Annotated in this window: 21 protein-coding genes; 12 read left to right on the plus strand and 9 right to left on the minus strand. The window is 62.0% G+C overall.

The genetic code is table 11. The features are described from left to right. The first annotated feature begins 578 nt into the window (after window positions 1-578). On the plus strand, window positions 579-1,109 hold the full coding sequence (locus MRY17_RS11495; protein ID WP_243353786.1) for a GNAT family N-acetyltransferase: 531 nt from the start codon (window positions 579-581) through the stop codon (window positions 1,107-1,109). Between the two features lie 142 nt (window positions 1,110-1,251). Next, window positions 1,252-2,655, plus strand: coding sequence for an MFS transporter (locus MRY17_RS11500; RefSeq protein WP_181283379.1), 1,404 nt, complete (start codon window positions 1,252-1,254; stop codon window positions 2,653-2,655). Here MRY17_RS11500 and MRY17_RS11505 read toward each other — a convergent pair. Continuing rightward, on the minus strand, window positions 2,642-3,610 hold the full coding sequence (locus tag MRY17_RS11505; RefSeq protein ID WP_243353787.1) for a DMT family transporter: 969 nt from the start codon (window positions 3,608-3,610) through the stop codon (window positions 2,642-2,644). The genes MRY17_RS11500 and MRY17_RS11505 overlap by 14 nt on opposite strands. Before the next feature lie 92 nt (window positions 3,611-3,702). Here MRY17_RS11505 and MRY17_RS11510 point away from each other — a divergent pair, with 92 nt between their 5' ends. After that, a complete protein-coding gene (locus tag MRY17_RS11510; protein ID WP_181283377.1) occupies window positions 3,703-4,611 on the plus strand; it encodes a LysR substrate-binding domain-containing protein in 909 nt (302 codons plus the stop codon). 180 nt (window positions 4,612-4,791) lie between these two features. Here MRY17_RS11510 and MRY17_RS11515 read toward each other — a convergent pair whose 3' ends face one another. From MRY17_RS11515 to MRY17_RS11525, 3 genes are all read right to left on the minus strand, one after another. Then, entirely contained in the window at window positions 4,792-6,084 is a 1,293-nt protein-coding gene (locus MRY17_RS11515; protein ID WP_181285231.1) for a PQQ-dependent sugar dehydrogenase, read from the minus strand. Then, window positions 6,081-6,503 (minus strand): DUF2231 domain-containing protein, encoded by a 423-nt coding sequence (locus MRY17_RS11520; protein ID WP_191953697.1) that lies wholly within the window; start codon window positions 6,501-6,503, stop codon window positions 6,081-6,083. Before MRY17_RS11520 ends, MRY17_RS11515 begins: the two co-directional genes overlap by 4 nt. A gap of 90 nt (window positions 6,504-6,593) precedes the next feature. Further along, a complete protein-coding gene (locus tag MRY17_RS11525) occupies window positions 6,594-6,917 on the minus strand; it encodes a hypothetical protein (RefSeq protein ID WP_181285233.1) in 324 nt (107 codons plus the stop codon). 252 nt (window positions 6,918-7,169) lie between these two features. Between MRY17_RS11525 and uvsE the strand changes: the two genes are divergently transcribed. From uvsE to MRY17_RS11545, 4 genes are all read left to right on the plus strand, one after another. After that, on the plus strand, window positions 7,170-8,198 hold the full coding sequence (uvsE, locus tag MRY17_RS11530; RefSeq protein WP_243353788.1) for a UV DNA damage repair endonuclease UvsE: 1,029 nt from the start codon (window positions 7,170-7,172) through the stop codon (window positions 8,196-8,198). A gap of 40 nt (window positions 8,199-8,238) precedes the next feature. Next, window positions 8,239-8,718 carry an AAA family ATPase gene (locus MRY17_RS11535; protein ID WP_243353789.1) on the plus strand — a complete coding sequence of 160 codons (480 nt, stop codon included), beginning with the start codon at window positions 8,239-8,241 and terminating at the stop codon, window positions 8,716-8,718. Next, window positions 8,715-9,491: a nucleotidyltransferase domain-containing protein gene (locus MRY17_RS11540; protein ID WP_243353790.1), complete on the plus strand. Its 777-nt coding sequence runs from the start codon at window positions 8,715-8,717 to the stop codon at window positions 9,489-9,491. The genes MRY17_RS11535 and MRY17_RS11540 overlap by 4 nt, the downstream gene beginning before the upstream one ends. 84 nt (window positions 9,492-9,575) lie before the next feature. Continuing rightward, a complete protein-coding gene (locus tag MRY17_RS11545; protein WP_191953694.1) occupies window positions 9,576-10,037 on the plus strand; it encodes an NUDIX hydrolase in 462 nt (153 codons plus the stop codon). 21 nt (window positions 10,038-10,058) lie between these two features. Here MRY17_RS11545 and MRY17_RS11550 read toward each other — a convergent pair whose 3' ends face one another. Continuing rightward, on the minus strand, window positions 10,059-10,622 hold the full coding sequence (locus MRY17_RS11550; RefSeq protein ID WP_181285237.1) for a TetR/AcrR family transcriptional regulator: 564 nt from the start codon (window positions 10,620-10,622) through the stop codon (window positions 10,059-10,061). A gap of 139 nt (window positions 10,623-10,761) precedes the next feature. On the opposite strand from MRY17_RS11550, the gene MRY17_RS11555 reads away from it, so the two are divergent. The 4 genes from MRY17_RS11555 (at window position 10,762) to MRY17_RS11570 (ending at window position 18,967) form a co-directional block, all read left to right on the plus strand. Further along, window positions 10,762-11,463 (plus strand): glutathione S-transferase, encoded by a 702-nt coding sequence (locus MRY17_RS11555; protein WP_243353791.1) that lies wholly within the window; start codon window positions 10,762-10,764, stop codon window positions 11,461-11,463. 128 nt (window positions 11,464-11,591) lie between these two features. Beyond that, a complete protein-coding gene (locus MRY17_RS11560) occupies window positions 11,592-13,001 on the plus strand; it encodes an XAC2610-related protein (RefSeq protein WP_243353792.1) in 1,410 nt (469 codons plus the stop codon). Window positions 13,002-13,120: 119 nt separating this feature from the next. Then, window positions 13,121-16,624, plus strand: coding sequence for an AAA domain-containing protein (locus MRY17_RS11565; RefSeq protein ID WP_243353793.1), 3,504 nt, complete (start codon window positions 13,121-13,123; stop codon window positions 16,622-16,624). Window positions 16,625-16,768: 144 nt separating this feature from the next. Further along, window positions 16,769-18,967, plus strand: coding sequence for an OsmC domain/YcaO domain-containing protein (locus tag MRY17_RS11570; protein WP_243353794.1), 2,199 nt, complete (start codon window positions 16,769-16,771; stop codon window positions 18,965-18,967). A gap of 654 nt (window positions 18,968-19,621) precedes the next feature. On the opposite strand, the gene MRY17_RS11575 is transcribed toward MRY17_RS11570, so the two are convergent. The 3 genes from MRY17_RS11575 to MRY17_RS11585 all read right to left on the minus strand — a co-directional run bounded on the left by MRY17_RS11575 (window position 19,622) and on the right by MRY17_RS11585 (window position 23,655). Continuing rightward, a complete protein-coding gene (locus tag MRY17_RS11575) occupies window positions 19,622-20,788 on the minus strand; it encodes a cystathionine gamma-synthase (protein ID WP_243353795.1) in 1,167 nt (388 codons plus the stop codon). Next, a complete protein-coding gene (locus tag MRY17_RS11580) occupies window positions 20,785-22,161 on the minus strand; it encodes a pyridoxal-phosphate dependent enzyme (protein ID WP_181283712.1) in 1,377 nt (458 codons plus the stop codon). Before MRY17_RS11580 ends, MRY17_RS11575 begins: the two co-directional genes overlap by 4 nt. 309 nt (window positions 22,162-22,470) lie before the next feature. Next, window positions 22,471-23,655 carry an MFS transporter gene (locus MRY17_RS11585; RefSeq protein WP_243353796.1) on the minus strand — a complete coding sequence of 395 codons (1,185 nt, stop codon included), beginning with the start codon at window positions 23,653-23,655 and terminating at the stop codon, window positions 22,471-22,473. Window positions 23,656-23,749: 94 nt separating this feature from the next. On the opposite strand from MRY17_RS11585, the gene MRY17_RS11590 reads away from it, so the two are divergent. Continuing rightward, window positions 23,750-24,646, plus strand: coding sequence for a LysR family transcriptional regulator (locus MRY17_RS11590; protein ID WP_243353797.1), 897 nt, complete (start codon window positions 23,750-23,752; stop codon window positions 24,644-24,646). A gap of 59 nt (window positions 24,647-24,705) precedes the next feature. Here MRY17_RS11590 and MRY17_RS11595 read toward each other — a convergent pair whose 3' ends face one another. Further along, window positions 24,706-25,653, minus strand: coding sequence for a helix-turn-helix transcriptional regulator (locus tag MRY17_RS11595; protein WP_243353798.1), 948 nt, complete (start codon window positions 25,651-25,653; stop codon window positions 24,706-24,708). Window positions 25,654-25,807: the final 154 nt, after the last annotated feature.

Consider the following 25,807-nt stretch of genomic DNA (forward strand, 5'->3'; position numbering starts at 1 on the left):
TCAGGGCCGACCAGGATGTTGTGTCGATCCCGGCTCAAATGTGGGAGGGGGCTTGCCCCCGATGGCGGCCTCCGAGCCGACCAGGGTTTTGTGTCGATCCTGGTCCAAATGTGGGAGGGGGCTTGCCCCCGATGGCGGCCTCAGAGCCGACCAGGATGTTGGATCAGACCGAGTACATATCCGTTTTTGCGGTAACGGCCACTTAGGGTTCCGCCCTTACGGCGGCTCACTTTTGAAAAGCGCAAAAGTAAGCAAAACGCTCTTGCCCCACCACTCGGCACCTCGCCTAGGCTCGGTGTGCCCTCACTCCGGCTTGAATCCGTGGGCCGCCGCAATGGGCCATCCATGGCCCAGTGCGGCTAACCCGGCGTCCTGCCGGGTTACCCACGGATTCAAGCCTGCGTTCGGCCAGCGTGGTTTAACGGGGCGCCTGAGATCAAGGTCAAAAGCAGATCAAGATCAAGAGCGGCTCGCTTCGCATCGTGGTTACGGTTGGGTGCTACAGAATTGTGTAAATGCCTATGCCTATGCTGGGTGGGTTTGAGAGCCATTAGTTTTTTACCCAGTGGAGCCACCTGATGCCAGACAGCGTGTCACGCCTCGTCTACCGCGCACCTGTTGCAGAAGACCTGGAGCGGTTATTCGCCATCTTCGGCGATCCCCAGACCAACCTGTTCAATCCTGCCGGCCCCATGGCCGGTATCGAGGACGCCCGGCGCCTGCTGGGCCGATGGATCGAGCAGTGGTCCTGCGAGGGCTACGGCTGGTGGGCGATTGCGCGGCGGGAGAGCCCCGACCACATCATCGGTTTCGGCGGCATTGCACCGCTCGATTATCTGACCGCGCGGCGCATTAACCTCGGTTATCGATTCGCCGTGAAAGCCTGGGGGCAGGGCTATGCCACCGAGGTCGGACGCGATGCCTTGGCGTTGGCGTTCGACACACTGGGTCTGCCTGAAGTGTTCGGCCTGGTACGACCGGATCATGCGGCGTCAATCCGGGTACTGAAAAAAATTGGCATGCAGCCGTTCGGTCTGCTGGACGATGTGCCCGGTCAAGCCCCCAGTTTGGTATTTCGCGCCTGTCATCCTACAACTGCCCCTGCCTGATATTCCATCCTCTCCCGTAGACCTTGGCTGTCTTTAATCTTTCAGATTGACACCGTCAGAACAGCCCGATATAAAAGTCGGAGTTGTACGACGACATATGACGTTACATATGTCCTACCTAACAAAAATAAAAAGTGATGCCATGAATCTGAACGAGCCCATCAGTGCCCATCGTGTCGGCCAGGCGGTCGGCAGCTATCGCTGGACGATCTGCGCGATGCTGTTTTTCGCCACCACCGTCAACTACCTCGACCGTCAGGTGCTCAGCCTGCTGGCACCGCAGTTGTCGACGCAATTTGGCTGGAGCAATACCGATTACGCCAACATCGCGGCAGTGTTCCAGTTTGTCTATGCGATTTCCATGCTGTTCGCCGGGCGCTTCGTCGACAAGATCGGCACCAAGGCCGCCTACGTGGTGGCGATCGGGATCTGGTCCACCGGCGCGATCATGCATGCGTTCTCGGTGCAGATGGGCGAGGGCATTGCGGCCGTCAGCACGGCCATCGGCCTGGCGGTGATTCCGGTGTCGATTGCCGGTTTCATGCTGTCGCGCGCGGTGCTGGCGATTGGCGAGGCGGGCAACTTTCCCATCGCGATCAAGGCCACGGCCGAGTACTTCCCCAAGAAAGAACGCTCCTTTGCCACCGGCATCTTCAACTCGGGCGCCAACGTGGGTGCGATCCTGGCGCCGATCTGTGTGCCCTTGATCGCCGGTATGTGGGGTTGGGAAGCGGCCTTCATGGTCATCGGCATGCTGGGCTTCGTGTGGGTGGCCGTGTGGGCCGCCGTGTACGAAAAGCCCGAGCAGCAAAAGCGCCTGTCGGCCGAAGAGCTGGCCTACATTCGCAGTGATCAGACCGTACAACCCTTCGCGCCAACGCTTGCAGGCGCAGCCCCGAAAAAAGTCTCGTGGTTCAAGTTGCTGACCTATCGCCAGACCTGGGCCTTTGCCTTCGGCAAGTTCATGACCGACGGCGTGTGGTGGTTCTTCCTGTTCTGGCTGCCCACGTTCCTGTCGGCGCAGTACGGCATGAAGGGCGCCGATATCGTGATGCCGCTGGCCGTGTTGTACAGCATGACCATGGTCGGCAGCATCGGTGGCGGCTGGTTTCCCAGCTACTTCATGGCGCGGGGTGACGCGCCCTATGACGGCCGCATGAAAGCCATGCTGGTGATCGCGCTGTTCCCGCTGGTGGTGTTGCTGGCGCAACCGCTGGGCTATATCAGCTTCTGGGTTCCGGTCTTGCTGATCGGCGTAGGTGCTTCGGCGCACCAGGCGTGGTCATGCAATATCTTCACCACGGTGTCGGACATGTTCCCGCAGAAAACCGTGGCGTCGGTGGTCGGTATCGGCGGCATGGCAGGCGGCCTGGGCGGTGTGGTGATGACCAAGATAGGCGGCTGGGTATTTGACTACTACAAGTCCATCAATGACATCCACACCGGCTACATGATCATGTTCGCCATCTGTGCCCTGGCGTACCTGGTGGCGTGGAGCGTGATGAAGGCGCTGGTGCCGCGCCACAAGGAAATCACCGATCTGTAGCGCTGCCTGGAAACCTTGCATCGGCCAGAATGATCCGAACCGACATCACTACGCCGAGCAGCACTGCGGCCAGGCCCGCCGTTTCCATAGGGGTGGGCCACCGCTGATGAAACCAGAGGCCGAGCAGGCTGGCGAACAGGGACTCAAGGGCAATCAATTGACCACTGAGCACCATGGGCAGACGTCGCGTCGCCGCATTCCAGGCCCAGGCGCCGACGACGGTGGACATCACGGCGATCACCAGGCTCCAGGCATACAGTGCCCATGCCTGGCTCCAGCCAGCGCCAAGGGTTGGCAACCGCAACATACCTGACGCGTATATCCACGGGAGGATGAACAGCGTTGCGGCACCTGCGCCCGTCAGCATCAGGGCGGTCCACAGGCCTGTCACGTTGGCAGGCAGGTGTGCCAGCTGTTTCTGGTTGATCACGCTGAAGCCCAGCCACAAGGCTACCGCGCCCACGGAAAAAAACAGCCCGGCCCACCAGGATTGGGGGCCCGGAGAGGGCTCGTTCAGGCTGCTGATATTGGCCAGCAACAGCCCAAACGTGATGCAGCACAACGGCATTGCCAATTGTCGCCAGCGCAGGGTCTTATGGCCGGCATTGCCGATCAGCGCCAATAGCACCGGCACCATTCCAACAAAAGCCGGCGTCAACACCGGGCCGCCGAATATCACGCCGGCGGCGATGCATACGCCATAACCCAGGCAGCCCAACGCGCCCAGCACTGCCGCGAGCAGGCACTGGCCCGGGCTCAACGCCTGCAGTTGCGCGCGACACAGGATTACCCCAGCCACGCCCAGCCCACCGGCCATCAGAAAGCGCAAACTCATCAGGTCATAGACGCTATAGGCGCCCGCCACGTAGGGCGCAATGAAATTCAGCGCCCAGCCGAGGGTGGCGACCATCGCGAATATCACGCCAGCGAATACAGAGGTCCGGGGAGTGCTCATCGGGTCGATCCATGAAGTAATGGATCCATGGTGCCCAGCCACGCGGGTGTGCTACAAACGAGCTTTCGGCCCTGAGTACATAACCTGAGATTATGAATCTACTTGGCAAAACCCTACCGCCTCTTGCCAGTCTGTTGCCGTTTGAAGCCGCAGCGCGCCTGGAGAGTTTTTCCCGGGCGGCCGATGAACTGCACATTACCCAGGCGGCTGTCAGCCGGCAGATACGCGGGCTGGAAGACAATCTGGGGGTGAAGCTGTTTTATCGACGCAACCGTGCGGTGTTCCTGACTGAAGAAGGGCGTGAGTTGGGGCGGGTGGTCAGCCTTGCGTTGCAAAGCATCAGTGAGGGCGCGGCCAGCTTGAGGGCGTCCCAGCGGCGCAATCGCGTGGTGCTGCTGTGCCAGTTGTGCGAGGCGTTTTATTGGTTGATGCCGCGCCTGGCGACGTTCCACCAGCAATACCCGCAGATTGAAATCCAGGTGGTGACCTGCACGCGTCCCATCACGCAGTTCAATGACCCTTTCGATGTCGCCCTGCAAAGTACCCGGCGCGCCAGTGGCGCCCACGCGCTGATGTTCACCGCCTGCGACGAAGTGTTCCCGGTGTGCAGTCCCGCTTACCTGTGCCCGCAACAACCGCTGCCGCTGGCCGAATTGGCGGCCTGCACCTTTTTGCACCATAGCAGCGAACCTCCGCACCTGATGGAGTGGGATGAGTGGCTGAAGGTGTTCGGTCAATCGTTGGCCCGCGATGCGCGTGGCATCACATTCGACAGCTACCCACTGATGTTGCAGGCCGCTGTGGAAGGGCACGGTATCGCCATGGGCTGGCGTCGTACCGCAAGCAGATTGATAGAGAGTGGGGCGTTGGTCAGGCCCTGTGCCGAAAGCGTGTTTTTGCCAGAGGCCATTTCGGTCTACAGGCAGCGAGGGGCAGGCAACCGGGATGAGGTCGTGGCACTGCTGGCCTGGCTCGAGGCGCAGTTGCAGAGTGACGGCTGACAGGGGCGCGATGGCCCCTGTCAGTCAGTTAAACGTACACCGCTCTATGTAGGAGCGAGGGGGGCGCCTAGCTCTTGCTCGCGAAAAACGTCAACGATAACGCGTGTTTTCTGAATGAACGCGGTGCCTGTGAGTTTTTCGCGAGCAAGCTCGCTCCTACAAAAAGCCTTAAAGTCCCGGTTATTGATTGCGTGTAACGCGCCACACCGTGTTGGCCAAATCATCGGCAATGATCAACGCGCCTTTGGGGTCCACCGTCACGCCCACCGGACGCCCACGGGTCTTGCCGTCGTCACCGCGAAAGCCGGTGGCGAAGTCGACAGGCTCGCCGGCCGGTTTGCCGTTGCTGAACGGTACGAAGATCACCTTGTAGCCCACCGGATTGTCGCGATTCCAACTGCCGTGTTCGCCAACGAATACGCCGTCGGCGAATTTTTCGCCCATGGCAGGAATCGAAAAGTCCACGCCGAGCGCGGCTACGTGGGAACCCAGGCTGTAATCCGGTTTGATCGCCGAGGCGACCTTGGCCGGGTTCTGCGGTTGCGCACGCGGGTCGACGTTCTGGCCCCAGTAGCTGTAGGGCCAACCATAGAAGCCGCCTTCGCGTACCGAACTGAGGTAGTCCGGCACCAGGTCCGGGCCCAATTCATCGCGCTCGTTGACCACTGTCCACAACTGCCCGGAGCCGGGCTGAATGGTCAGCGCCGTCGGGTTGCGCAGCCCGGTCGCGTAGGGCCTGTGCGCGCCGGTGGCGGCGTCGATCTGCCAGACCATCGCCCGGTCGATTTCCACTTCCATGCCACGCTCGGTGATGTTGCTGTTGGAGCCGATCCCGACATAAAGCTGGCGTCCGTCCTCGCTCACGGCCAGGGATTTGGTCCAGTGGTGATTAATCTGTGCCGGCAAGTCGGTGACTTTGGTCGGTGCGCCGCTGGCCTTGGTCTGGCCGTCGGCGTAGTCGAAGCGCACCAGCGCGTCCTGGTTGGCCACGTAGAGTTTGCCATCGGCATACGCCAGGCCGTAGGGCGCGTTGAGGTTGTCGGCGAACACCGTCTTGAGTTCGTAGGTGCCGTCACCGTCGGCATCGCGCAACAAGGTGATGCGGTTGCCGCTCTTGACCTTGGTATTGCCCTCTGCCTTGATCAGGCTGGCGATCACATCCTTGGGCTTGAGCTTGGCCGCGCTGCCGCCACGGCCTTCGGCGACCAGGATATCGCCGTTGGGCAGCACCAGGGTCTGGCGCGGGATGGCTAGATCTGTGGCGATGGCGGTGATGCTGTAGCCCTCTGGCACCTTGGGTTTCTGATCGCCCCAGGCGGCGGGCTCGGCGATCTTCATGCTCGGCAGCAGGCTGCTTTGTTGCGCTGGCAGCTTGGGATCGGGGCCGTGGGCCTGGGTCTTGTCGCCTTCGCCGCCGCAGGCAGTCAGCAACAGCGCTGCGCTTAACAGGGTCAATGTGCGGGTGGTTTTCATTGGTCAGCTCCCGAGCGCAGGTTAGTCAGGCCGATCCATGTCGCGACCATCGCCAGCAGCGTGACGACCACAGACAGCACCAGGCCGGTCGGCATCATGGCGTAGGCATCCTTGGCGTGTTGGAAGGCATTGATCAGCCCCAACACCCATGCCGCCAGCAACAGCACAAAATAAGCGGCCGGGCGCCCGGCCTTGCGGTCGGCGCGCAGCAGATTGACCAGGGCGAACAGCAGGGCAAACCCACTGAATACCAACGCACCGGCGATCAGCCAGGAGGCGAAGTTGGCCCATTGAATCTGGTAGGTCTGGCCGTAGGCGATGTCACTGAGCAGGGCGCCCAGAAACAACGGCACGCTACCGGCGAGCAAGGTGGCGTGCAGCGGGCCGGGCGTGCAGCGATAGGTGGGGAGGGTAGTCATGGGCGGTGCAGCTCCTTATCGTTCGGCACGCCTGGCGGCAGGCGTGCGATGACTTTGCATAGGAAAGGAGCGTGTCGCGTGTGAGAAAGTTCACTGAGGGTTCGTGTCCGAATGTTTATCGAACCAGTCGGAGTAGGGAGTGTTCGCCACCTTGTAGCGATTGAAGTCGGGGCTGCCATCCGTCCACCACACCGGGCCGCGCTCACCGAGTGCGACCTTGGCGCGCTGCACCTGCTCGCGGGCCTGCTTCAACTGCTGTGAGTCGCCGCAAGCCTTGGCCGCCTTGACGGCACGGCGCGCACCCATCAGCGCATCCACCCAGCGCTGGCGCTCGGGCTCATCCAGCGCGGGGTTGGTGCGCCGCCAGAGTCGGCCCTTGAGCACGAAATAGCGGCCATCCGGGGTGTCAATCATGGTGCCAGCGCAGCACCCGCAGCACGCCCCACATCATCGACATCACAATAGCCAGCCAACCGGCGAACAGGCTGAAGAGTGTCATTGCAAGGTTCATAACCACCTCTCTAACGTTGTTGTTGCGATGTTGTCGTGTAATAGGTGACCCCGCTGCGCGTACAGGATTCAACCGAATTGGCCGAATGAACCCTTGGCCGCCTCCATCGCCTAAGCCTCTATAATCCTTCCGATTGCATCTGACCAGGCGCTCCCATGACCCACCCCCGCATCGGCTTTGCATGCCAATACAAGCATCCTGAACGACTCCCGTCCGCCAGCGCCCTGAAGCTGATCGAAGGTCCTTTCAATCCGCGCACCACCACGCTGCGCTGGATGGACAGCGTCGCGCCGCAGGTGGCCCGCGACAAACTGGTCGAGGTGGTCACGCACAATCTCGCCGCCCAATTGCGCCTGCTGGCCTACGTCGCCGAACTGCCGCCGACCTTGCGCATGCTGCGCCTGAGCAGTGACCTGTTGCCGTTCTACAGTCACCCGAAAGTTGCTGCGGTGTACCAGGACCCCGCCATCCAGCGCCAGTTGCAGGACGGCTTTGCCGTCATCGGCGAGTTGGCGCGGGCCTCGGATATCCGCCTGTCGTTTCATCCCGGCCAGTATTGCGTGTTGGGCTCGGAAAACCCCGGCGTGGTGGAAAACAGCCTGGCCGAGTTCGAATACCATGCCGACATGATCCGCATGATGGGCTACGGCCGCCGCTTCCAGGACCTCAAGTGCAATGTGCATATCGCCGGTCGCCTGGGCGTGGCCGGCACCCGCGCAGTTTGGGCGCGCCTGTCCGAAGTGGCGCGCAACTGCATCACCTTTGAGAACGACGAGAAGACCTACGGCCTGGACCATTGCCTGCAAGTCGCCGACCTGGCGCCAGTGGTGCTGGATATTCACCATTGCTGGATCAACGAGGACGATTACATCGACCCGCACTCGCCCCGCGTCGCCAGAGTGATCGACAGCTGGCGCGGCGTGCGCCCGACCCTGCATTACTCCCAGCCCCAGGAAAGCCTGCAGGCACTGGGGTTCGACGCCGAGCACAAACTGGAAATGACCGCCTTGTTGAAGGTGGTCTCCAAGCGCGACCTCTACGCCCACAGCGCGCAGATGTGGAACCGCTGGACCAACGACTACGCGCTGCAGTTTCTGGATCGCTTCGACATCATGCTCGAAGCCAAGGACAAAAATGTCGCGGCCCTGGCGTTCTACAGGTATTGGCAAAGCCAATCGGCCTGAACCATGGCATGCTTCACGGCCTGACCAAAGGAACCGTCCCATGGCTACCCTGCATCTGCTCTGCGGCAAGATTGCGTCCGGCAAATCCACCCTTGCCGGCCGCCTTGCCACCGATCACGCCGCTGTCCTGCTCAGCGAAGATCACTGGCTCGCCACGCTGTATCCCGGCCAGATCCAAACGATTGCCGATTACCTGACCTGTGCCCGGCAGATTCGCGGCGTGGTGGGGCCGCTGGTGATCGACTTGCTGGTATCAGGCGTCAATGTGGTGCTGGATTTTCCGGCCAATACCCTGGCCAATCGCGAATGGCTGCTCGGCCTGGCCCAGGCCGCCCAGGCAGCGCATTGCCTGCATTACCTGGAACTGGATGACGCTGCCTGCCGTGAGCGACTGCACGCGCGCAACGCCAGCGGCGCGCATGATTTCGCCGCCACCGACGCCGAATTCGACCTGATTACCCGCCACTTTTGTGTGCCGAGTGAGGAGGAGGGTTTGGTGATTGAGGTGCATCGGCCGTGAGCGCTGAATGTCCTATCGGTGTTGACGTCGAGGGCCACATTGTCACCGTCGACACCGTCCCTGTGCAGCCCGAGTTCGAGCCTTTATTGAAGAATGTGTTGGCGACGCTTTCACAGCCCGCATTCGGGCTGGATGGCATCTACCTTTACGGCAGTGTCGCCCGGGGTGATGCCAGTGCCGAAGCGTCCGACCTCGATCTCACCCTGGTCCTGCGTGATCCTCCCCAGGCGGCGGTGCTTGAACAACTCGAACTGGCGCGGCTGGCACTGGAGCAACGGCATTCCTGCGTCACCAAAATCGATTTCGACATCGGCCATCGCGCGCAGGTATTGGCGCCGGAGAACCACAATCGCTGGGGCTTCTGGCTCAAGCATCAGTGCCGATGCGTGTGGGGCGATGACCTTGGGTCGCGGTTCGAGCCATTCCGGCCAAGCCGAGACATCGCCCTGGCGCTCAACGGTGATTTTGCGCAGGTGTTGTCCCGCTATCGCGTGACTATCCTGCACGCCGCGAACACATTACAGCGCCTGCGCTTGCAGCGCGAAGCCGCGCGCAAGTTAATCCGTTCCACGCATACACTGCGTTCGCCCGACGCACTGATGTGGCCCCAGACGCTGGAGGAGCATGTGGCGATGTTCACCCAGCGTTATCCAGACAGGGTCGCGCAAATCGCGTACTTTCTCTTTGAGGCCAGAAACCCAAGCGCCGAGCGAGCGGCATTTTTGCAGCGTCTTGATGCTTTTGTTGAGTGGATGGCTGCGCAGCCGGAATAAATCAGGAATGGGACGGCTGCGCCGCCCAGCGCGAGCAAGCTCCCTCGCCACCGTGACAGTCGTAATCAGAAAGGAATCAGGCAAATGCGCGAGCGCAAGGCAGCACGCCTACTGGTCATAAGCCCCTCGAACGAGGTACTGCTGTTCAGGTTCGTGCATAAGGAAGGCGCGTTGGCGGGCCGAAACTACTGGGCCACGCCGGGCGGAGGCGTTGAAGCGGGCGAGACTTTCGAGGCTGCGGCGATTCGCGAGCTGCGCGAGGAAACCGGCCTTACGGTCAGCCGTGTTCAATCTCATGTAGCAGAACGCACCTTCCCCTTGATGCTACCGAGCGGCGAAACGGTGCAGGCCATCGAGCGGTATTTTGTGGTGCATGCGCCGAGTGAGGCGGTCTCCAATACGCAATGGACTGAAGAGGAAGCCCAGGTCATGGCCGATCACCGCTGGTGGTCAGCTCAGGCGCTGAGTTCGACTCATGACACCGTATGGCCCCAAGGGTTGGCTGAGATGCTGGTGGATGCCGGGGTTTTTCAAGCTGGGCCTTGAGCGATTGATCCCTGGCACCCGTCACACCGGCAGCAACCCCGCCTCCTGATAGCTCTCGACCAGTTCATCAAACAAACCGATATCCGCACGTGTGCGCGCAATCAATTGCGCGCCGGCGACAGCAGTGTAGATCGCACGGGCGCGGCGCTGGCAGGTCTCTGCATCGCCCAGTTCAAGCTCAGTAAGGCGTGCGGCCAGCCACGCCACGTTGATATCGGCGAAGGCGACGATTTCTTGTTTAACGGGCTCGGGCAAGTCCTGGTATTCGGCCGCCATAAAGCTGGACAGGCACAACCGGTTGCCGTTTTCGAGTGAGGTCCGAAAAATGCCTGGGTAGCGCCGCAGGCTGTCGCGCGGGTCAGGGCTTTCGCGGTGGATGGCTTCGAGCACGCCGGCGGTGTCTTCCCAATAGCGCTTGGCGACCGCCGCGCCGAGTTCGGCCTTGCTGGGGAAATGGTAATAGATACTGGCGTTCTTGATCCCCACCGTTTCGCCGATGCTGCGAAAGTTGATGCCGCTGTAGCCCATTTGCTGCGCGGCAATTTTGGCGGCTTCCAGAATGGCTTCCCGGGCGTTTTCGCTCACTTACTGAGTCCTCGGTGGTTGGCGACAGGGTGGATTCTACGCGCAAATTATTTTACCTGCCAACTGACAGGTAGTGGTTGACAGCTACGTATAAAGCTCGCAATCTTTGCCTACCACTTGACAGGTAGGCAGATAAATCATGACTTCTCAGCACACACCGTCCACTAGCGCTCAAGACCCCGTGCTTAAAATCTACGACTGGTATAACGGGCCTTATCCGGCGCGTGTCCGGATCGCCCTGGCCGAAAAGGGGCTGCTCGCACACACCGAATTCGTCTCCATCAACCTCTGGGAAGGCAAGCACAAGCAGCCGGATTTTCTGGCGCTGAACTACTCCGGAACCCTGCCGGTGCTGGCGTTGCAGGATGGCACCCTGATCGCCGAGTGCACGGCCATCACCCAATACCTTGACCGGCTGGACGGCAACCCATTGCTCACCGGCAAGACGCCCAAGGAGCAAGGCCTCATCCATATGATGACGCGGCGCGCGGAAATTGAGTTGATGGATGCGGTCAGCGTCTACTTCCATCACGCCACACCGGGGCTGGGGCCTGAGGTCGAGCTGTACCAGAACGCTGAATGGGGCGAGCGCATGGGGGACAAGGCGGTAAGGGGCATGCGCCACTTCGACGCCATCCTCAAGACCCGGCCGTTCGTGGCGGGCGAGGCGTTTTCGATGGCCGACATCGCCCTGCTGGGCGGGCTGATCTTTGCGTCGTTGGTCAAGCTGCCCGTGCCTGCCGAATGTGAAGCGCTGCATGCCTGGCACGCCCGTATGAATGAGCGCGCCAGCGTGAAGGCCTGGCGGGCGATGGTGCAGAAGGGCGATCTGCAGAACTAAACCCCATACGCGCGTAGCGCCCACCAACGGCAGGTGGGCCGCTATGCGTTCCAGAGCAGCGATTTGTTCGATGCATCCGGCATTTGCCTTTACACTGCGGGCCCCGATTTTCAGCAAGGATGCTTCGAATGCGTTTGCTCGTCAGCGCCGTATGCCTGTTCATGACCTTTTCGGCCGGTATCCTGGCCGAGCCGCGCTCGTTTTCGCTCAACGATCCCAGCGGTCACTACCTGGTGGAAGTCCTGTTCCCCGACGCGCCTCAAGACCTGCAACAACTGGCACCCGCACTCATTACCCTGCGCGACAAAATCACCCTCGACATCCTGCAGCAGTTGCACACCCCAGCCGGCAATCTGCCGCTGGACCAGAACGGCAAGACCGATGCCTATCGTTTGATGGGACAGTACGGACTGCTGTACTTCCTGGATATCGACGCCGATGGCCGCCAGGATGTGGCGATCCGCAACGGCAGCAGTGACGATGACGACAGTCAGTACCACTACGATGTCTACCTGCAGGATGCGCAGCAGACGCAATGGCGGCGCAACGGCCCGTTGTCGGAACTGGCCAACGAAACCTTCGGCGGCATGTTCTCGGTCACCCCGAGCGACGGCATTATCCACTCCCAATCCGACCGAGGCTGCTGCTGGACCCGTGCCAGTCGCTTGCAGATGCGCGACGGCCAATTGGTGCGGCTCAGCGCCTACACCCAGGAGCAGGTTCCGCCCACCGAATTTGGCGAAAACTCCAGCATGCCCAGCGGCTATATGCTGCGCACCACCGGCGAATGGAAAGACGGCCAGTGGGTGGAGACTCCGCGGCTCGAAGGGCCGGTCAACGAAGATCCGCAGTACCTGATTGGTACGCTTAACGGCAAGATCTCGGTGCAGATCTGGTATCAGCAGCAGGGCGCGGTGCTGATCGGCGAGTTGCGTTATACCAAGAGCGGCAGCGGCGACCCGATCAAGCTGGTGGGCGACCAGGACGAGTACGATGGCAAGCCGTTTGTCTACCTGCACGAGTATGCCGATGACGGCCATCAAACCGGCATCTGGCGCATCACCCGGCAGACCGTCGCGCCTTATCTCTACAGCGGCACCTGGGTCAGCGACGCCAAGGGCAGCCCGCGCGAACTGGCCATCGACCTGCGCTTCGAGGACCGCGAACCGGAATACAAAAAACTCGGCGATGTGCCCCGCGACCAGCGCAGCGGCCATTACCAGATGCGCGATGACTACCTGGGCCGCGACGGTGACCTGGACCTGAACATCCTGCCCGAGCGCGACGCCCAGGGCCGGGAAATCGCCGAATTGAGCATAACGCTCAAGCACGCCGGCACCTCCAATGTGATCGTCACGGAGCAGCACCGCGTGCCGATGGAAACCGACAACCTGATCATCGTGCGCGAACCCCTGGCGCCCAAATCCAACGGGCCGTATCACATCCAACTGGTGAAGAACTTTGCTGTGATCAATCACAACTCGGCGCCGGACGCGCAGGATTATCTGACCGGGATGTACCGCAGGCAGCCGCGCTGAAGCCCGATAACCTTAAGACACAGGTGATTGCCTACCTGCGCACGGAACCGCTACCCTCGGTTTTGACCTTCCAGCCACCGACCGTAACAGTGAGTCACGGTCTGCACCGAATCAGGACGATGAACGACTATTCTCTGAAGCTTGCCAACTACTGGCGAAACTCGTTGGCCGACGCGGAAAACGGCAACGGCGCCTTGTCTCCCAGTCATGTCAAAACCTACTTGGTCGTACCTTTGGCCGCATTGGCTGCCGGGTGTGTGCCGGTCGAGCAGGTGGACCTTCTGTTCGCCGACGAACCGCCGCAGCGGCTCCACGTAGATGTCACGCTGCGCCCATTTGTGTACGCCTCGCGCAAGGAACATCGCATGGCGCGCAGAGGGCTGCCAGCCTTTATCACACCGATCATTTGCCGGGTGTCCGTCACCCGTGACGGTCTCATCTATCCGACCGGACCCACGCTGGTCCCCCGCGATATTCTGGAGCCGTTGGACCGCGACAATTTCACCCTCGGCGCGCAACATGACCTGGACGCTTTTTTAACCGCGCACGACGCGCCGCAGTTCGAAGTGCCAGCCCCTGGCGCAGAGGTGCAGCCAGACGACTATCGCGACAAGTGGCTCACCTACCTGCGTTACTGCAAGACCCTGTTCCAAACGGTGTGCAACGCCTGGAACGGCGCGGACGACGGTTTCGACCCGGCCAGCTATTGCTACGTGTTCAAGGAGCAGAAGGCCGACGGTTTCAGCCGCAATATCGTCGCGCTTTACGATCACTTGCGCCTCGGCAAACCTGAAGCGCCGTTGTTCGAGCGGTTTGCACAACGTGAACCCACACCCGATGAGCCCTGCCTTGCGGCCAACAGCCTGTTCGCCGGGCGAGGCGGGCATGCCGGTGATGAATACGCCCTGGCGCCGGCTCAGCGCGACAGCCTTGCGCACCTGCTGGCGGGCCACACCGGGGATATCCTCGCGGTCAACGGGCCGCCGGGTACCGGCAAGACTACGTTGCTATTGTCGGTGGTCGCGTCGCTCTGGGCCAGGGCCGCCGCCGAGGGCGGCGAGCCGCCGGTGATCGTCGCCAGTTCGACCAACAATCAGGCGGTCACCAACATCATCAAGGCCTTTGGTAAGGACTTCTCGGCAGGTACCGGGCCCTTTGCAGGGCGCTGGCTGCCCGATATCAGCAGCTTTGGCGCCTACTTTCCGACGGCCTCGGCGGAAGCGGAGATGGCCCGCACCTACCAGACCAAGAGCTTTTACCTGGCGCTGGAGACGCAGGACTATGTCGATAAAGCGCAGCAAGCTTATCTGGAACACGCCGCGATCGCTTTTCCCGGACAGTCGCAGCCCACGCTCAAGGGCACCGTAGACGCGCTTCAGGCCCAAATTCGCCTGCGCCTGCAGCAGCTCAGTGATATCGAGCAGGGGTGGACCCGATTGCGGGTGGCGCGCGACGCCATCAAGGCCGTGCTGGGCGATGATCCACACGCGGCGCTCACGGCTCTTGACGCTCAACTGCGGGCGCTGTCCGAGCGGCTGGAGAATGCCAAGGCACGCCTGAAAGACTTCAGGCATTACCTGGCCCACGAGTCGCTGGTGTATACGCTGTTCGGCTGGTTCGGCCCGATTGCCGCCAAGCGCCTGCGCCTGGCCAAACTGCATGTCGACGAGGCTGATACCCAGTTGCAGGAGGCCACCGATGTGCATGACATAGAGCGCCGGTTGACGGCCGCAGTGGCGCATCACGCACAAAGCCTGAAAACCCTCGAAACCCAGCGTGAGCGTGTGGAGCAACTGCTGCGCGGCGAACAGCGTGAACTGTTGAACTGGCAGGCGGTGATTGGCCGGTTACCCCAGGCGGCCGGCAAGCCCGCCGCCCAGGTGACCCTGGAAGATTGCGACCGTTGGGCGGACACCTCGTTGCGCTTCGAGACATTCCTGCTGACCACCCACTATTGGGAGGGTCGTTGGCTGCTGGAAGTCATCGACGAGCTGCCGCTGATTCTTAAAAGCCGCAATAAAACCGGCCGCAAGACGTTGGAGAAAAACTGGCGCCGCTGGATGAAGCTCACGCCCTGCGTCGTGGTCACGTTCTACCGGCTGCCCGCAGAGCTGTCGTGCAAGCGCCATGACGGCAATGGCTACGTCGACGATTACGCGCTGAACTTCATCGACCTGCTGATCGTGGACGAAGCCGGTCAGGTGCTGCCCGAGGTGGCGGCGCCGTCGTTCGCCCTGGCGCGGCAAGCGCTGGTGATTGGCGACACCCAGCAGATCGAACCCATCTGGTCGGTGCCGCCGGCGGTGGACATCGGCAATCTGCTCGCCGCCGGGCTGTTGTCGCGCAGCCGCGTGGACGAGGAGTACGAGGCCTTTTGTGACAGCGGACGCAGCGCTGCCAGTGGCAGCGTCATGGCGATTGCGCAGTCCACCAGCCGCTACCATTACGACCGTGACCTGGCGCGCGGTCTTTACCTGTACGAACACCGCCGTTGTTATGACTCGATCATCGACTACTGCAACGCGCTCTGCTACAAGGGCAAGCTGCAACCCCGGCGCGGCGCCAAACCCGAGGGTGGCCTGCCGGGGCTGGGGTATCTGCATATCGACGGGATCTGCCAGCAGAAGCAGGGCGGCAGTCGCCATAACCTGCTTGAAGCCCAGACCATCGCGGCCTGGATCAAGTCCCATGAACAGCAGCTCACCCAGCGCTACGGCAAGGAACTCTGGGAAATTCTTGGGGTGATCACGCCGTTCGGCGCCCAGACCCAGGCAATCACTGACGCGTGCAGCGCATTGGGTATTCGTACCGGCAAAGGCGACGGTGAACTCACCGTTGGCACCGTGCACTCTTTCCAGGGCGCCGAACGGCCGGTGGTGATTTTTTCCGCAGTGTATTCCAAGCATGCCGACGGTCCTTTTATCGACCGCCGCGACAGCATGCTGAACGTGGCCGTTTCCCGGGCCAAGGACAGTTTCCTCGTATTCGGCGATATGGACCTGTTCAGCCAGATACCCACCAGCAAGCCGCGCGGGAGGCTGGCGCAGTACCTGCTGAACAGCCCGGAGAATGAGCTCACATTCGATTTTCAACCCCGGGTGGATTTGCTCACGGTGCGCACCGGCTTGAGTCATCTGCATGAATTTGCCGAGCATGATCGGTTTCTGTTGCAGACGCTGGAAACCGCGCAACAGCAGGTCCAGATCGTGACGCCCTGGGTGCGGCTGCGCGGCATGCGCGAAAGCGGTGCCCTCCAGGCCATGTGCGGTACCGTCCAGCGCGGGGTGCCCGTAACGGTGTATACCGATTTGCGCTTCAACACAGACATCGGCCACGGCAAGTCCGACGGTGATCCCGGCAAAATCGCCGAATTCAAGGATGCGCTTGCGACCCTCAAGCGCCACGATGTGCAGGTGCGCGTGGTCAACAAGGTGCACAGTAAACTGGTGATGGCCGATGAGCAGTTGCTGTGTGTCGGTTCATTCAATTGGCTGAGCGCTGCACGCTCGGGCGATTATGTGCACCATGAAACGTCCATGGTCTACCACGGGCCGGACGTCAGCAGCGAGCTGGCAATCAACCGCAAGAGCCTGGGGCAACGCTTGATCTCAAGCCAGCCCTAGCCTGGCGCAACGCTATGCCAGGGGCCGCAGGCTGCTGGCATAGCAATACCGACCAGCAGCCCGCGCGCAAAATCCTGCGACTTCCCGGCGAAAATCTTCATAATGGCGGCCATTTTGTTTAGCCCGTTATTCTGGTGTGCCCGCATGGAAATTAAGGTCAACTTTCTCGACAACCTTCGACTTGAAGCCAAGTTCGATGATTTCACGGTGATTGCCGACCAGCCGATTCGCTACAAGGGCGACGGTTCGGCGCCGGGACCATTCGATTACTTCCTGGCTTCGTCGGCGTTGTGCGCGGCATATTTTGTGAAGCTGTACTGCGCCACGCGCAATATTCCCACCGAGAATATTCGCCTGTCGCAGAACAACATCGTCGACCCGGAAAACCGCTACAACCAGATTTTCAAGATCCAGGTCGAGCTGCCGGCGGACATTTCCGACAAGGACCGCCAGGGCATCCTGCGCTCCATCGACCGTTGCACCGTGAAGAAAGTGGTGCAGGCGGGGCCCGAGTTCGTGATCGAGCAAGTGGACAACCTCGACGCCGACGCCCAGGCGTTGTTGATGCCCAACTCTACCTCCGAGGCGGGCACTTACATTGCCGGCAAGGACCTGCCGCTGGAGCAGACCATCGCCAATATGTCGGCGATCCTGGCGGGCCTGGGCATGAAGATCGAGATCGCCTCGTGGCGCAATATCGTACCCAACGTCTGGTCGCTGCATATCCGCGATGCCCACTCGCCGATGTGTTTTACCAACGGCAAGGGCGCGACGAAAGAGGGCGCGCTGGCGTCGGCGCTGGGCGAGTTTATCGAGCGGCTCAATTGCAACTTCTTCTACAACGACCAGTTCTGGGGTGAAGAGCTGGCCAATGCACCATTCGTGCATTACCCGGATGAACGCTGGTTCCAGCCGGGCCCGAACGACGAGCTGCCGAGCGAGATCCTCGACGCTTACTGCCGCAAGGTCTACGACCGCGAAGGCGAGCTGCGCGGTTCGCACCTGTTCGACACCAACTCCGGTAACCAAGCGCGGGGCATTGTCGCGCTGCCGTTTGTGCGCCAGTCCGATGGCGAGGTGGTGTATTTCCCCTCCAACCTGATCGAAAACCTCTACCTGAGCAACGGCATGAGCGCCGGCAACACGCTGGCCGAAGCCCAAGTGCAGTGCCTGTCGGAGATTTTCGAGCGGGCGGTGAAGCGCGAAATCATCGAGGGCGAATTTGCCCTGCCGGATGTACCGGCCGAGGTCCTCGCTAAATACCCCAGTATTGTGGCGGGCATCGAAGGCCTGGAGGCCCAGGGCTTCCCGGTGCTGGTCAAGGATGCGTCCCTGGGCGGTGAATTCCCGGTGATGTGCGTGACCCTGATGAACCCGCGCACCGGCGGTGTATTCGCCTCGTTCGGCGCGCACCCACGCCTTGAAGTGGCGCTGGAGCGCAGCCTTACCGAATTGCTGCAAGGCCGCAGCTTCGAAGGCTTGAACGACTTGCCGCAGCCGACCTTCGAAGGCCAGGCGGTCACCGAGCCGAACAACTTCGTCGAGCACTTTATCGACTCCAGCGGTGTGGTGTCGTGGCGCTTCTTCAGTGCCCGGTCGGATTACGAGTTCGTCGAGTGGGACTTCTCCGGCCATGGCGAAGACTCCAACGCCCAGGAGGCCGCGACGCTGTTCGGCATCCTGGAAGGCATGGGCAAAGAATCGTACATGGCGGTGTATGAACACCTGGGCGCCACCGCCTGCCGCATCCTGGTGCCGGACTATTCGGAAATCTACCCGGTGGACGACCTGATCTGGGACAACACCAACAAGGCGCTGTTCTTCCGCGAAGACATCCTCAACCTGCACCGCCTCGATGAGCAGGCTTTGCAGGCCTTGGTCGAGCGCTTGATCGAAAGCGAGCTGGACGACTACACCGATATCACCACCCTGATCGGCATTGAGTTCGACGACAATACCGCTTGGGGCCAGTTGACCATTCTGGAGCTGAAACTGCTGATCTTCCTGGCCTTGAAGCAGTATGAGGAGGCCAAGGAGTGCGTGGAAATGTTCCTGCAGTACAACGACAACACCGTCGAGCGTGGGCTGTTTTACCAGGCAATGAATGCGGTGCTGGAGATGGAGCTGGACGACGACCTGGAACTGGCCGACTACGAAGCCAACTTCCGGCGCATGTTTGGCAATGAACGCATGGACGCGGTGATCGGCTCGGTGGAGGGCAGTGTGCGTTTTTATGGGCTGACGCCGACCAGCATGAAGCTGGAAGGGTTGGACCGGCATTTGCGCCTGATCGACAGCTACAAGAAACTGCACAGCGCGCGGGCCAACATCACCCAGGCCTGATTAGCACAACCAATGTGGGAGGGGGCTTGCCCCCGATAGCGGTGGGTCAGTTGCCAACAAGCTGGCTGATACACCGCCATCGGGGGCAAGTCCCCTCCCACAGTTTGATTGGTGTTTGAAGTTAGATGTGTGCCAGGGCCTGAGGCCAGATCTGTCCGCGCCGCCTAACCTCAGCTGATTAGCACAACCCGTGTGGGAGGGGGCTTGCCCCCGATAGCGGTGGGTCAGTTGCCAATAAGCTGGCTGATCCACCGCCATCGGGGGCAAGCCCCCTCCCACAGTTTGATTGGTGTTTGAAGTTAGATGTGTGCCAGGGCCTGAGGCCAGTTCTGCCCGCGCCGCCTGACCTCAGCTGATTAGCACAACCCGTGTGGGAGGGGCTTGCCCCCGATAGCGGTGGGTCAGTTGCCAACAAGCTGGCTGATCCACCGCCATCGGGGGCAAGCTCCCTCCCACAGTTTGATTGGTGTTTGAAGTTAGATGTGTGCCAGGGCCTGAGGCCAGATCTGCCCGCGCCGCCTAACCTCAGCTGATTAGCACAACCCGTGTGGGAGGGGGCTTGCCCCCGATAGCGGTGGGTCAGTTGCCAACAAGCTGGCTGATACACCGCCATCGGGGGCAAGCCCCCTCCCACAGTTTGATTGGTGTTTAAGGTTAGATGTGTGACAGGGCCTGGGCCAGATCTGCGCGCAAATCCTCTATATCTTCAACCCCCACCGACAAGCGCACCAACCCGTCACCAATCCCCAACTGCGCTCGCGTCGCCGCCGGGATGCTCGCATGGGTCATGATCGCCGGGTGTTCGATCAGGCTTTCCACGCCGCCCAAGCTCTCGGCCAGGGCGAATATGTTTACGTTTTCCAGAAAGCGCGTAGCGCCGGCCAGGTCGCTGTTCAAGTCGACAGAAATCATCCCGCCAAACCCGTGCATCTGCCGTTTGGCCAGCTCGTGCTGCGGGTGGGATTCAAGGCCCGGGTAGTAAACCCGCGACACCTGCGGCTGCTGCTCCAGCCAGGCCGCCAGTTCCAGCGCGTTGCTGCAATGGCGCTCCATGCGCAGGGCCAGGGTTTTCACGCCGCGCAGGGTCAGGAATGCATCGAAGGGCCCGGCGATGGCACCCACCGAGTTTTGCAGGAAGCCCAGGCGTTCGGCCAGTTCCGGGTTGTCGCCGACGATGGCGATGCCGCCGATCACATCCGAATGGCCGTTCAGGTACTTGGTGGTGGAGTGCACGACGATATCGCACCCCAGCTCCAGCGGGCGCTGGATCCACGGGCTGGCGAAGGTATTGTCGGCCACGCACAGAATGCCTCGGGCGCGGCACACGCGGGCAATGGCGCTGAGGTCGGTAAGGCTCAGCAGCGGGTTGCTCGGCGTTTCCACCCAGACCATGCGCGTGTCGTCTTGCAGTGCCGCTTCGAAGGCCGACACGTCACTCAGGTCTACGTAGCTGAACCTGTGGCCGGCACTGCGCTGGCGCACCTTGTCGAACAGGCGGAAGCTGCCGCCATACAAGTCATTGCCGGAAACAATGTGCGCGCCGGCATCGAGCAACTCCAGCACCGTGGAAATCGCCGCCAGCCCCGAGGCGAACGCGAAGGCGTGGGTGCCGCCTTCAAGGTCGGCCACGCAACGCTCCAGGGCAAAGCGCGTGGGGTTGTGGGAGCGGCCGTAGTCGAAGCCTTTGTGCACGCCGGGGCTGTCTTGCAGGTAGGTGGAGTTGGCATAGATCGGCGGCATCAGCGCGCCCGTGGTCGGGTCGGGGGATTGTCCGGCGTGGATCACACGGGTGGCAAACGCGCTTTTATCGGGCTGGCTCATGCAAGGGATCTCCGTAGATGGTTGAGCAGATCGACGCGGGTGATCAGGCCATGGAAGCCCGAGGCGTCGGCAATGATGGCGACCAGGCCGCGATCCAGTTCCGCCTGCAGGTCCGCAAGGCTGGCACTGGGGGCCAGGGTGCGCGGGGTGCGGGTCATGGCGCTGGCCACGCTCATGGAAAAATGCGTGGCGTCCTGATGCAGGCCCAGCAGCAGGTCGGACTCATCGATGACCCCCGCCAGTTGCTGGCCGTCGATCAATACCGGCAATTGCGAGACATCCGCCAGGCGCATGCGCTGGAAGGCGGTGAGCAGGGTGTCGTCGGGGCTGACGCTGATCACCCGGCCATCCTCGAAGCGGCGGGCGATCAGGTCGCGCAGGTCGCCGTAGTGCTTGTACTGCAACAGCCCGGCGTCGTTCATCCATTGGTCGTTATAGACCTTGGACAGGTAGCGCGTGCCGGTGTCGCAGACGAAGGTGACCACACGCTTGGGCTCGGTCTGCTCGCGGCAATAGCGCAGCGCGGCGGCGAGCAGGGTGCCGGTGGACGAACCGCCCAGGATGCCTTCGGCCTTGAGCAGTTGGCGGGCATGGTCAAAGCTCTCTTCATCGCTGATGGAGTAGGCGTGGCGCACGCTGGACAGGTCGGCAATCGACGGAATGAAATCCTCACCGATGCCTTCCACCGCCCAGGAACCCGGGGTTTCAAGCTGACCGCTGCGGCTGTACTCGGCCATCACCGACCCCACCGGATCGGCGAGCACCATGGCCAGCTCAGGCTGCACGCGCTTGAAGAACCGGGTCAGGCCGGTAAGGGTGCCGGCCGAGCCGACGCCCACCACGATCGCATCGACATCATGCTGGGTCTGCGCCCAGATCTCCGGTGCGGTGCTGGTTTCATGGGCCAGGGGATTGGCCGGGTTGTTGAACTGATCGGCAAAGAACGAGCCCGGAATACCCTTGGCCAGACGCGCCGCCACGTCCTGGTAATACTCGGGGTGGCCCTTGCCCACATCGGAGCGGGTGATATGCACCTCGGCACCCATGGCCTTCAGATGCAGCACTTTTTCCGTGGACATCTTGTCCGGCACCACCAGCACCACTCGATAGCCTTTGGCCCGCCCGACCAGCGCCAGGCCCAGGCCGGTGTTGCCGGCGGTGGCTTCGATAATGGTGCCGCCAGGGCGCAGGCGGCCATCGCGCTCGGCGGCGTCGATCATGGCCAGGCCGATACGGTCCTTGATCGAGCCACCGGGGTTTTGCGATTCAAGCTTGAGAAACAGCGTGCAAGGGCCGGTATCGAAGCGGCTGACCTTGACCAGCGGCGTGTTACCAATCAGTTCAAGTACGGCGGGGCGGGAGAGGGTAGGCATGTCGTCACCTGGTTACGGGATGGGCACAGGGTGGGGGACAGCAAATCACAGCATGGCTTGAAACATAGGCCGGTATCGCCAGGCTCGCAACCGGGCGGTCCGATGCATGACTTTTTTTGGCGCATGGGCGATGAAAGAGGAGAGGGGGCTGGTGGAGATCAAATGTGGGAGCGCACGAGCTTTAGCGAGGCCGCGATGGCGGCGGCACGGCTGGCATCTATGTTGCCTGACCCACCGCCATCGCGGCCTCGCCAAGGCTCGTGCGCTCCCACATCAGCCCCCGTAATGGCAGGAGAGCAACGCCCGCACTCAGGCTTCCACGGCCTCCCCGCAAGCGCGAGCATCCGCCCGCCGCGAACGCCAGCTCAAACCCAGCACCATCAGCAAACCCAGGCCTGCCATCAGCGCACCGGCCAGGGAAATGGCCGGATAGCCCAGCCCCGCATTGATCACCGCACCACCCAACGCCGCGCCAATCGCATTACCGAAATTGAACGCACCAATATTCATCGCCGAGGCCAGGTTAGGCGCATCCTTAGCGGCCTCCATCACACGCATCTGCAACGGCGGCACCAGGGCAAAACTCGCAGCGCCCCACAGCAGGATCGACAGCGCGGCAGGCAGCGGCCATTGCATCAGCACCGAGAAGGCCAGCAGCACGGCAATCAACACCACCAGCGACGTGATGAGCGTACGGTCCACCGAACGGTCGGCCGACTTGCCGCCCCACACGTTGCCCAAGGTTAGCCCGATGCCGAACAGCACAAGCATCCCGGTAACGAAGTTGGTCGACGCGTGGGTGACATCCCGCAAAATAGGCGCGATGTAAGTGAACACCGTAAACATCGCACTGGAGCCCACCACAGTCAGCGCCAACGCCGCCAGCACCGGCCCGCGACCCAGCACGCGAATCTCCGCCATCATGCTGCCACCCTTGGGCGCGGGCGCATTGGGCAGTGCCCACCAGAGTGCGGCCATGACCACTGCGCCGAGCCCACTGATGCCCCAGAACGCCGTGCGCCAGCCAAAGTTCTCACCAAACCAGGTTGCCAGCGGCACGCCCCCGATGGTTGCCAGCGTCAGCCCCATGAACATCGCGGCGACAGCTCCCGCGCGCTTCTCGGGCGCCACCAGGCTTGCGGCCACAATCGAGCCGATCCCAAAGAACGCCCCGTGATTGAGCGACGTCACCAGCCTGGCGATCATCAGCGTCTGGTAGTTGGTGGCCAGCGCCGACAGCAGATTGCCCAGGGTGAAAATCGCCATCAGCCCGATCAGCAGATAGCGGCGCGGCACCCTGGCCGTCGCCAGCGTCATGATCGGCGCACCAATCAGCACGCCCATCGCGTAGGCACTCACCAACAGCCCGGCGGCGGGAATGGAAACGCCAAGATCGGCGGCAATACCGGGCAACATGCCCATGGGTGCAAACTCGGTGACCCCGATGCCAAAGGCACCGATGGACAACGCTACAAGGGGGGGATTGATACGCATGGTTGACTCCTGATCTGTGTGCCGAATGCTACAATCCAGCCTTTTCCAGCAGTAGCCCTCGGTTGGGAACTACACCTTTGCGCAGGAGGCAAAAATGGACATAGGCGGTCGATCAGGCGAGATGGAGGTGTTCACCCTGGTCGCCGAGCACGGCAGCCTGTCCGGCGCGGCGCGTGCCCTGGGGCTGACGCCATCGTCCATCAGCCGCATCATCACCCGCACCGAACAGCGCATCGGCACCCGGCTGCTGCTGCGCACCACCCGCGCCATCACGTTCACCGCCGAAGGTGAAGCCTACCTGCGCGGCGCGCGACGCATCCTCGCGGACATGGCCGAAGTCGAAGACGCCATCACCGACCAGGGCGCCCCACGCGGGCGCCTGCGAGTCAGCGCAGCACTGGCCCATGGCCGCATGACCATCGTCCCACTGATCGCCGCCTTCAGCGCCCGCTATCCCGCCATCGTGGTCGACCTGATGCTCGGCGATGAAGTGGTGGACATCCTCGGCGGCCAGGCAGACGTGGCCATCCGCTTCGGCCCACTCCCCGACAGCCCCTTGACCGCCCGGCACATCGGCTCCACCGGCCAAGTCATCGTCGCTTCCCCGGACTACCTGGCCCGGCATGGCACCCCCGTGACGCCGCAGGATCTACTTCAGCACAACTGCCTGCGCTTCAACTTCCGTCGGGCAGCTCCCGACTGGCCGTTTCGCATGGACGGGCGGGAGTTTTCATTGAAGGTGGCGGGAACCATTGAGGGCAATAGTGGCGAGGCATTGGCGCAATTGGCGAAGCTGGGGGCGGGGATTGCACGGGTAGGGACGTTCAGCGTGGCGCAGGATCTTGAACGCGGGGACTTGGTGCCGTTGCTTGAGGCTTATAACCCGGGGGATGTGGAGCCGATTCATGCGGTGTTTGTGGGCGGCACGGCGATGCCGGCGCGGGTGAGGGCGTTCGTAGATTTTTTGGTGGAGCGGCTTGGGGTGCGATAGCGGCCTGTCGTGGACGCTCCTTCAACCGGCATAAGCCGACAGAGCAGGCGTACCGAACGTCAGAACTCCGCCCCTGGCGGATGACCGAAATACGCCTTATACGCATGATTGAAGTTGGCAGGGTTGGCGTAGCCCAGGCGGTGGGCAATCTGGGCCACGTGCCATTTGCGCTGGCGCAGCAGGTTGCGCGCCAGTTCCAGGCGTTGTTGGCGCACGTAATCAAGCATCGACTGGCCGTACACCCGGCTGAAGGCACGTCTGAGGGTGGTTTCACCCACGCCCAGTTCCCGTGCCAGCGCCAGAGTGCCGGGTGGGTTCATCAGGTTGGCGTCGAGCTTGAAGCGTGCTTCGTGTGCCAGGTCCGAATGGCTGCGCAACGCGGCCACGGGGTTGGCCGGCTGTGGCGCCAGGTGCGTCGCCAGCTCGACCAGCACGGCCAGGCTCAGGCTTTCCTGATTCAGCCGTTCCAACGTCCCCTGGTAGGGCGAGTGATAAAGGCGCTCGAACAAACGCCCGACGACACGGCAGCCGTGCAGTTGTGAAAAGTGCATGCCATCGTCGAGCAGCCTGGCCAGCGATTGCAGTGACGGGTCTTCTTCGGCCAATTCGCGCAGATAGTCGCCGCCGATGCGCAGCCCGGCCATGCGCGCACGGCTGCCGGCGGGCATCTGGTCCATGGCTTCCATGCTTTCGCTCAAGCCCAGCACATTAGGCGCGCCGAGGGTGTATTCATTTAGGCGACCGTCTACCCGATGCTGCCATTGCCCACCCAGTACCTGCACGATGCACACGCTGTCGGGCAGCACCTTGTGGATGCGTAACGGTTCGGGGAACTGCAAATCGCAGTCGAAATACTGCAGGTGCGACCGCACCGTCTGCGCGCGGTAATGGCCGATCGCGCTGCCCATGACCTGCCGCGCGCTGGCATCGAATACACCGGCCTGGTCCAGGGCCTCTGGATGATCGAAGCAGAAGTGGGTGTCCAGATAGGGGTTGCGGCGGTGCATTGGCAAAAGCGTCCGTCAGGGCTGGTGGGCGGCGTTGCATGATATCGACATCGGGCCGCCCGAGCAGTTGTTGTGAGTCACGGCCTTATTGTTGTGCGCCGCGGCCGGACCGCTTGGCAGGCGTCGGCGCTTTGATTTCAATGGTCGGCTTTGA

Source organism: Pseudomonas orientalis (assembly GCF_022807995.1).
Lineage (GTDB): Bacteria > Pseudomonadota > Gammaproteobacteria > Pseudomonadales > Pseudomonadaceae > Aquipseudomonas > Aquipseudomonas orientalis_B.

Excerpts from the sequence above, each read along its gene's own strand:
- MRY17_RS11535 (WP_243353789.1), top strand. The coding sequence starts at position 8,239 with ATGGCTACCCTGCATCTGCTCTGCGGCAAGATTGCGTCCGGCAAATCC.
- MRY17_RS11570 (WP_243353794.1), top strand. The coding sequence starts at position 16,769 with ATGGAAATTAAGGTCAACTTTCTCGACAACCTTCGACTTGAAGCCAAG.
- MRY17_RS11585 (WP_243353796.1), bottom strand. The coding sequence starts at position 23,655 with ATGCGTATCAATCCCCCCCTTGTAGCGTTGTCCATCGGTGCCTTTGGC.
- MRY17_RS11545 (WP_191953694.1), top strand. The coding sequence starts at position 9,576 with ATGCGCGAGCGCAAGGCAGCACGCCTACTGGTCATAAGCCCCTCGAAC.
- MRY17_RS11505 (WP_243353787.1), bottom strand. The coding sequence starts at position 3,610 with ATGAGCACTCCCCGGACCTCTGTATTCGCTGGCGTGATATTCGCGATG.
- MRY17_RS11590 (WP_243353797.1), top strand. The coding sequence starts at position 23,750 with ATGGACATAGGCGGTCGATCAGGCGAGATGGAGGTGTTCACCCTGGTC.
- MRY17_RS11495 (WP_243353786.1), top strand. The coding sequence starts at position 579 with ATGCCAGACAGCGTGTCACGCCTCGTCTACCGCGCACCTGTTGCAGAA.
- MRY17_RS11500 (WP_181283379.1), top strand. The coding sequence starts at position 1,252 with ATGAATCTGAACGAGCCCATCAGTGCCCATCGTGTCGGCCAGGCGGTC.
- MRY17_RS11520 (WP_191953697.1), bottom strand. The coding sequence starts at position 6,503 with ATGACTACCCTCCCCACCTATCGCTGCACGCCCGGCCCGCTGCACGCC.
- MRY17_RS11580 (WP_181283712.1), bottom strand. The coding sequence starts at position 22,161 with ATGCCTACCCTCTCCCGCCCCGCCGTACTTGAACTGATTGGTAACACG.
- MRY17_RS11510 (WP_181283377.1), top strand. The coding sequence starts at position 3,703 with ATGAATCTACTTGGCAAAACCCTACCGCCTCTTGCCAGTCTGTTGCCG.
- MRY17_RS11555 (WP_243353791.1), top strand. The coding sequence starts at position 10,762 with ATGACTTCTCAGCACACACCGTCCACTAGCGCTCAAGACCCCGTGCTT.
- MRY17_RS11565 (WP_243353793.1), top strand. The coding sequence starts at position 13,121 with ATGAACGACTATTCTCTGAAGCTTGCCAACTACTGGCGAAACTCGTTG.
- MRY17_RS11525 (WP_181285233.1), bottom strand. The coding sequence starts at position 6,917 with ATGATTGACACCCCGGATGGCCGCTATTTCGTGCTCAAGGGCCGACTC.
- uvsE (WP_243353788.1), top strand. The coding sequence starts at position 7,170 with ATGACCCACCCCCGCATCGGCTTTGCATGCCAATACAAGCATCCTGAA.
- MRY17_RS11560 (WP_243353792.1), top strand. The coding sequence starts at position 11,592 with ATGCGTTTGCTCGTCAGCGCCGTATGCCTGTTCATGACCTTTTCGGCC.
- MRY17_RS11575 (WP_243353795.1), bottom strand. The coding sequence starts at position 20,788 with ATGAGCCAGCCCGATAAAAGCGCGTTTGCCACCCGTGTGATCCACGCC.
- MRY17_RS11595 (WP_243353798.1), bottom strand. The coding sequence starts at position 25,653 with ATGCACCGCCGCAACCCCTATCTGGACACCCACTTCTGCTTCGATCAT.
- MRY17_RS11515 (WP_181285231.1), bottom strand. The coding sequence starts at position 6,084 with ATGAAAACCACCCGCACATTGACCCTGTTAAGCGCAGCGCTGTTGCTG.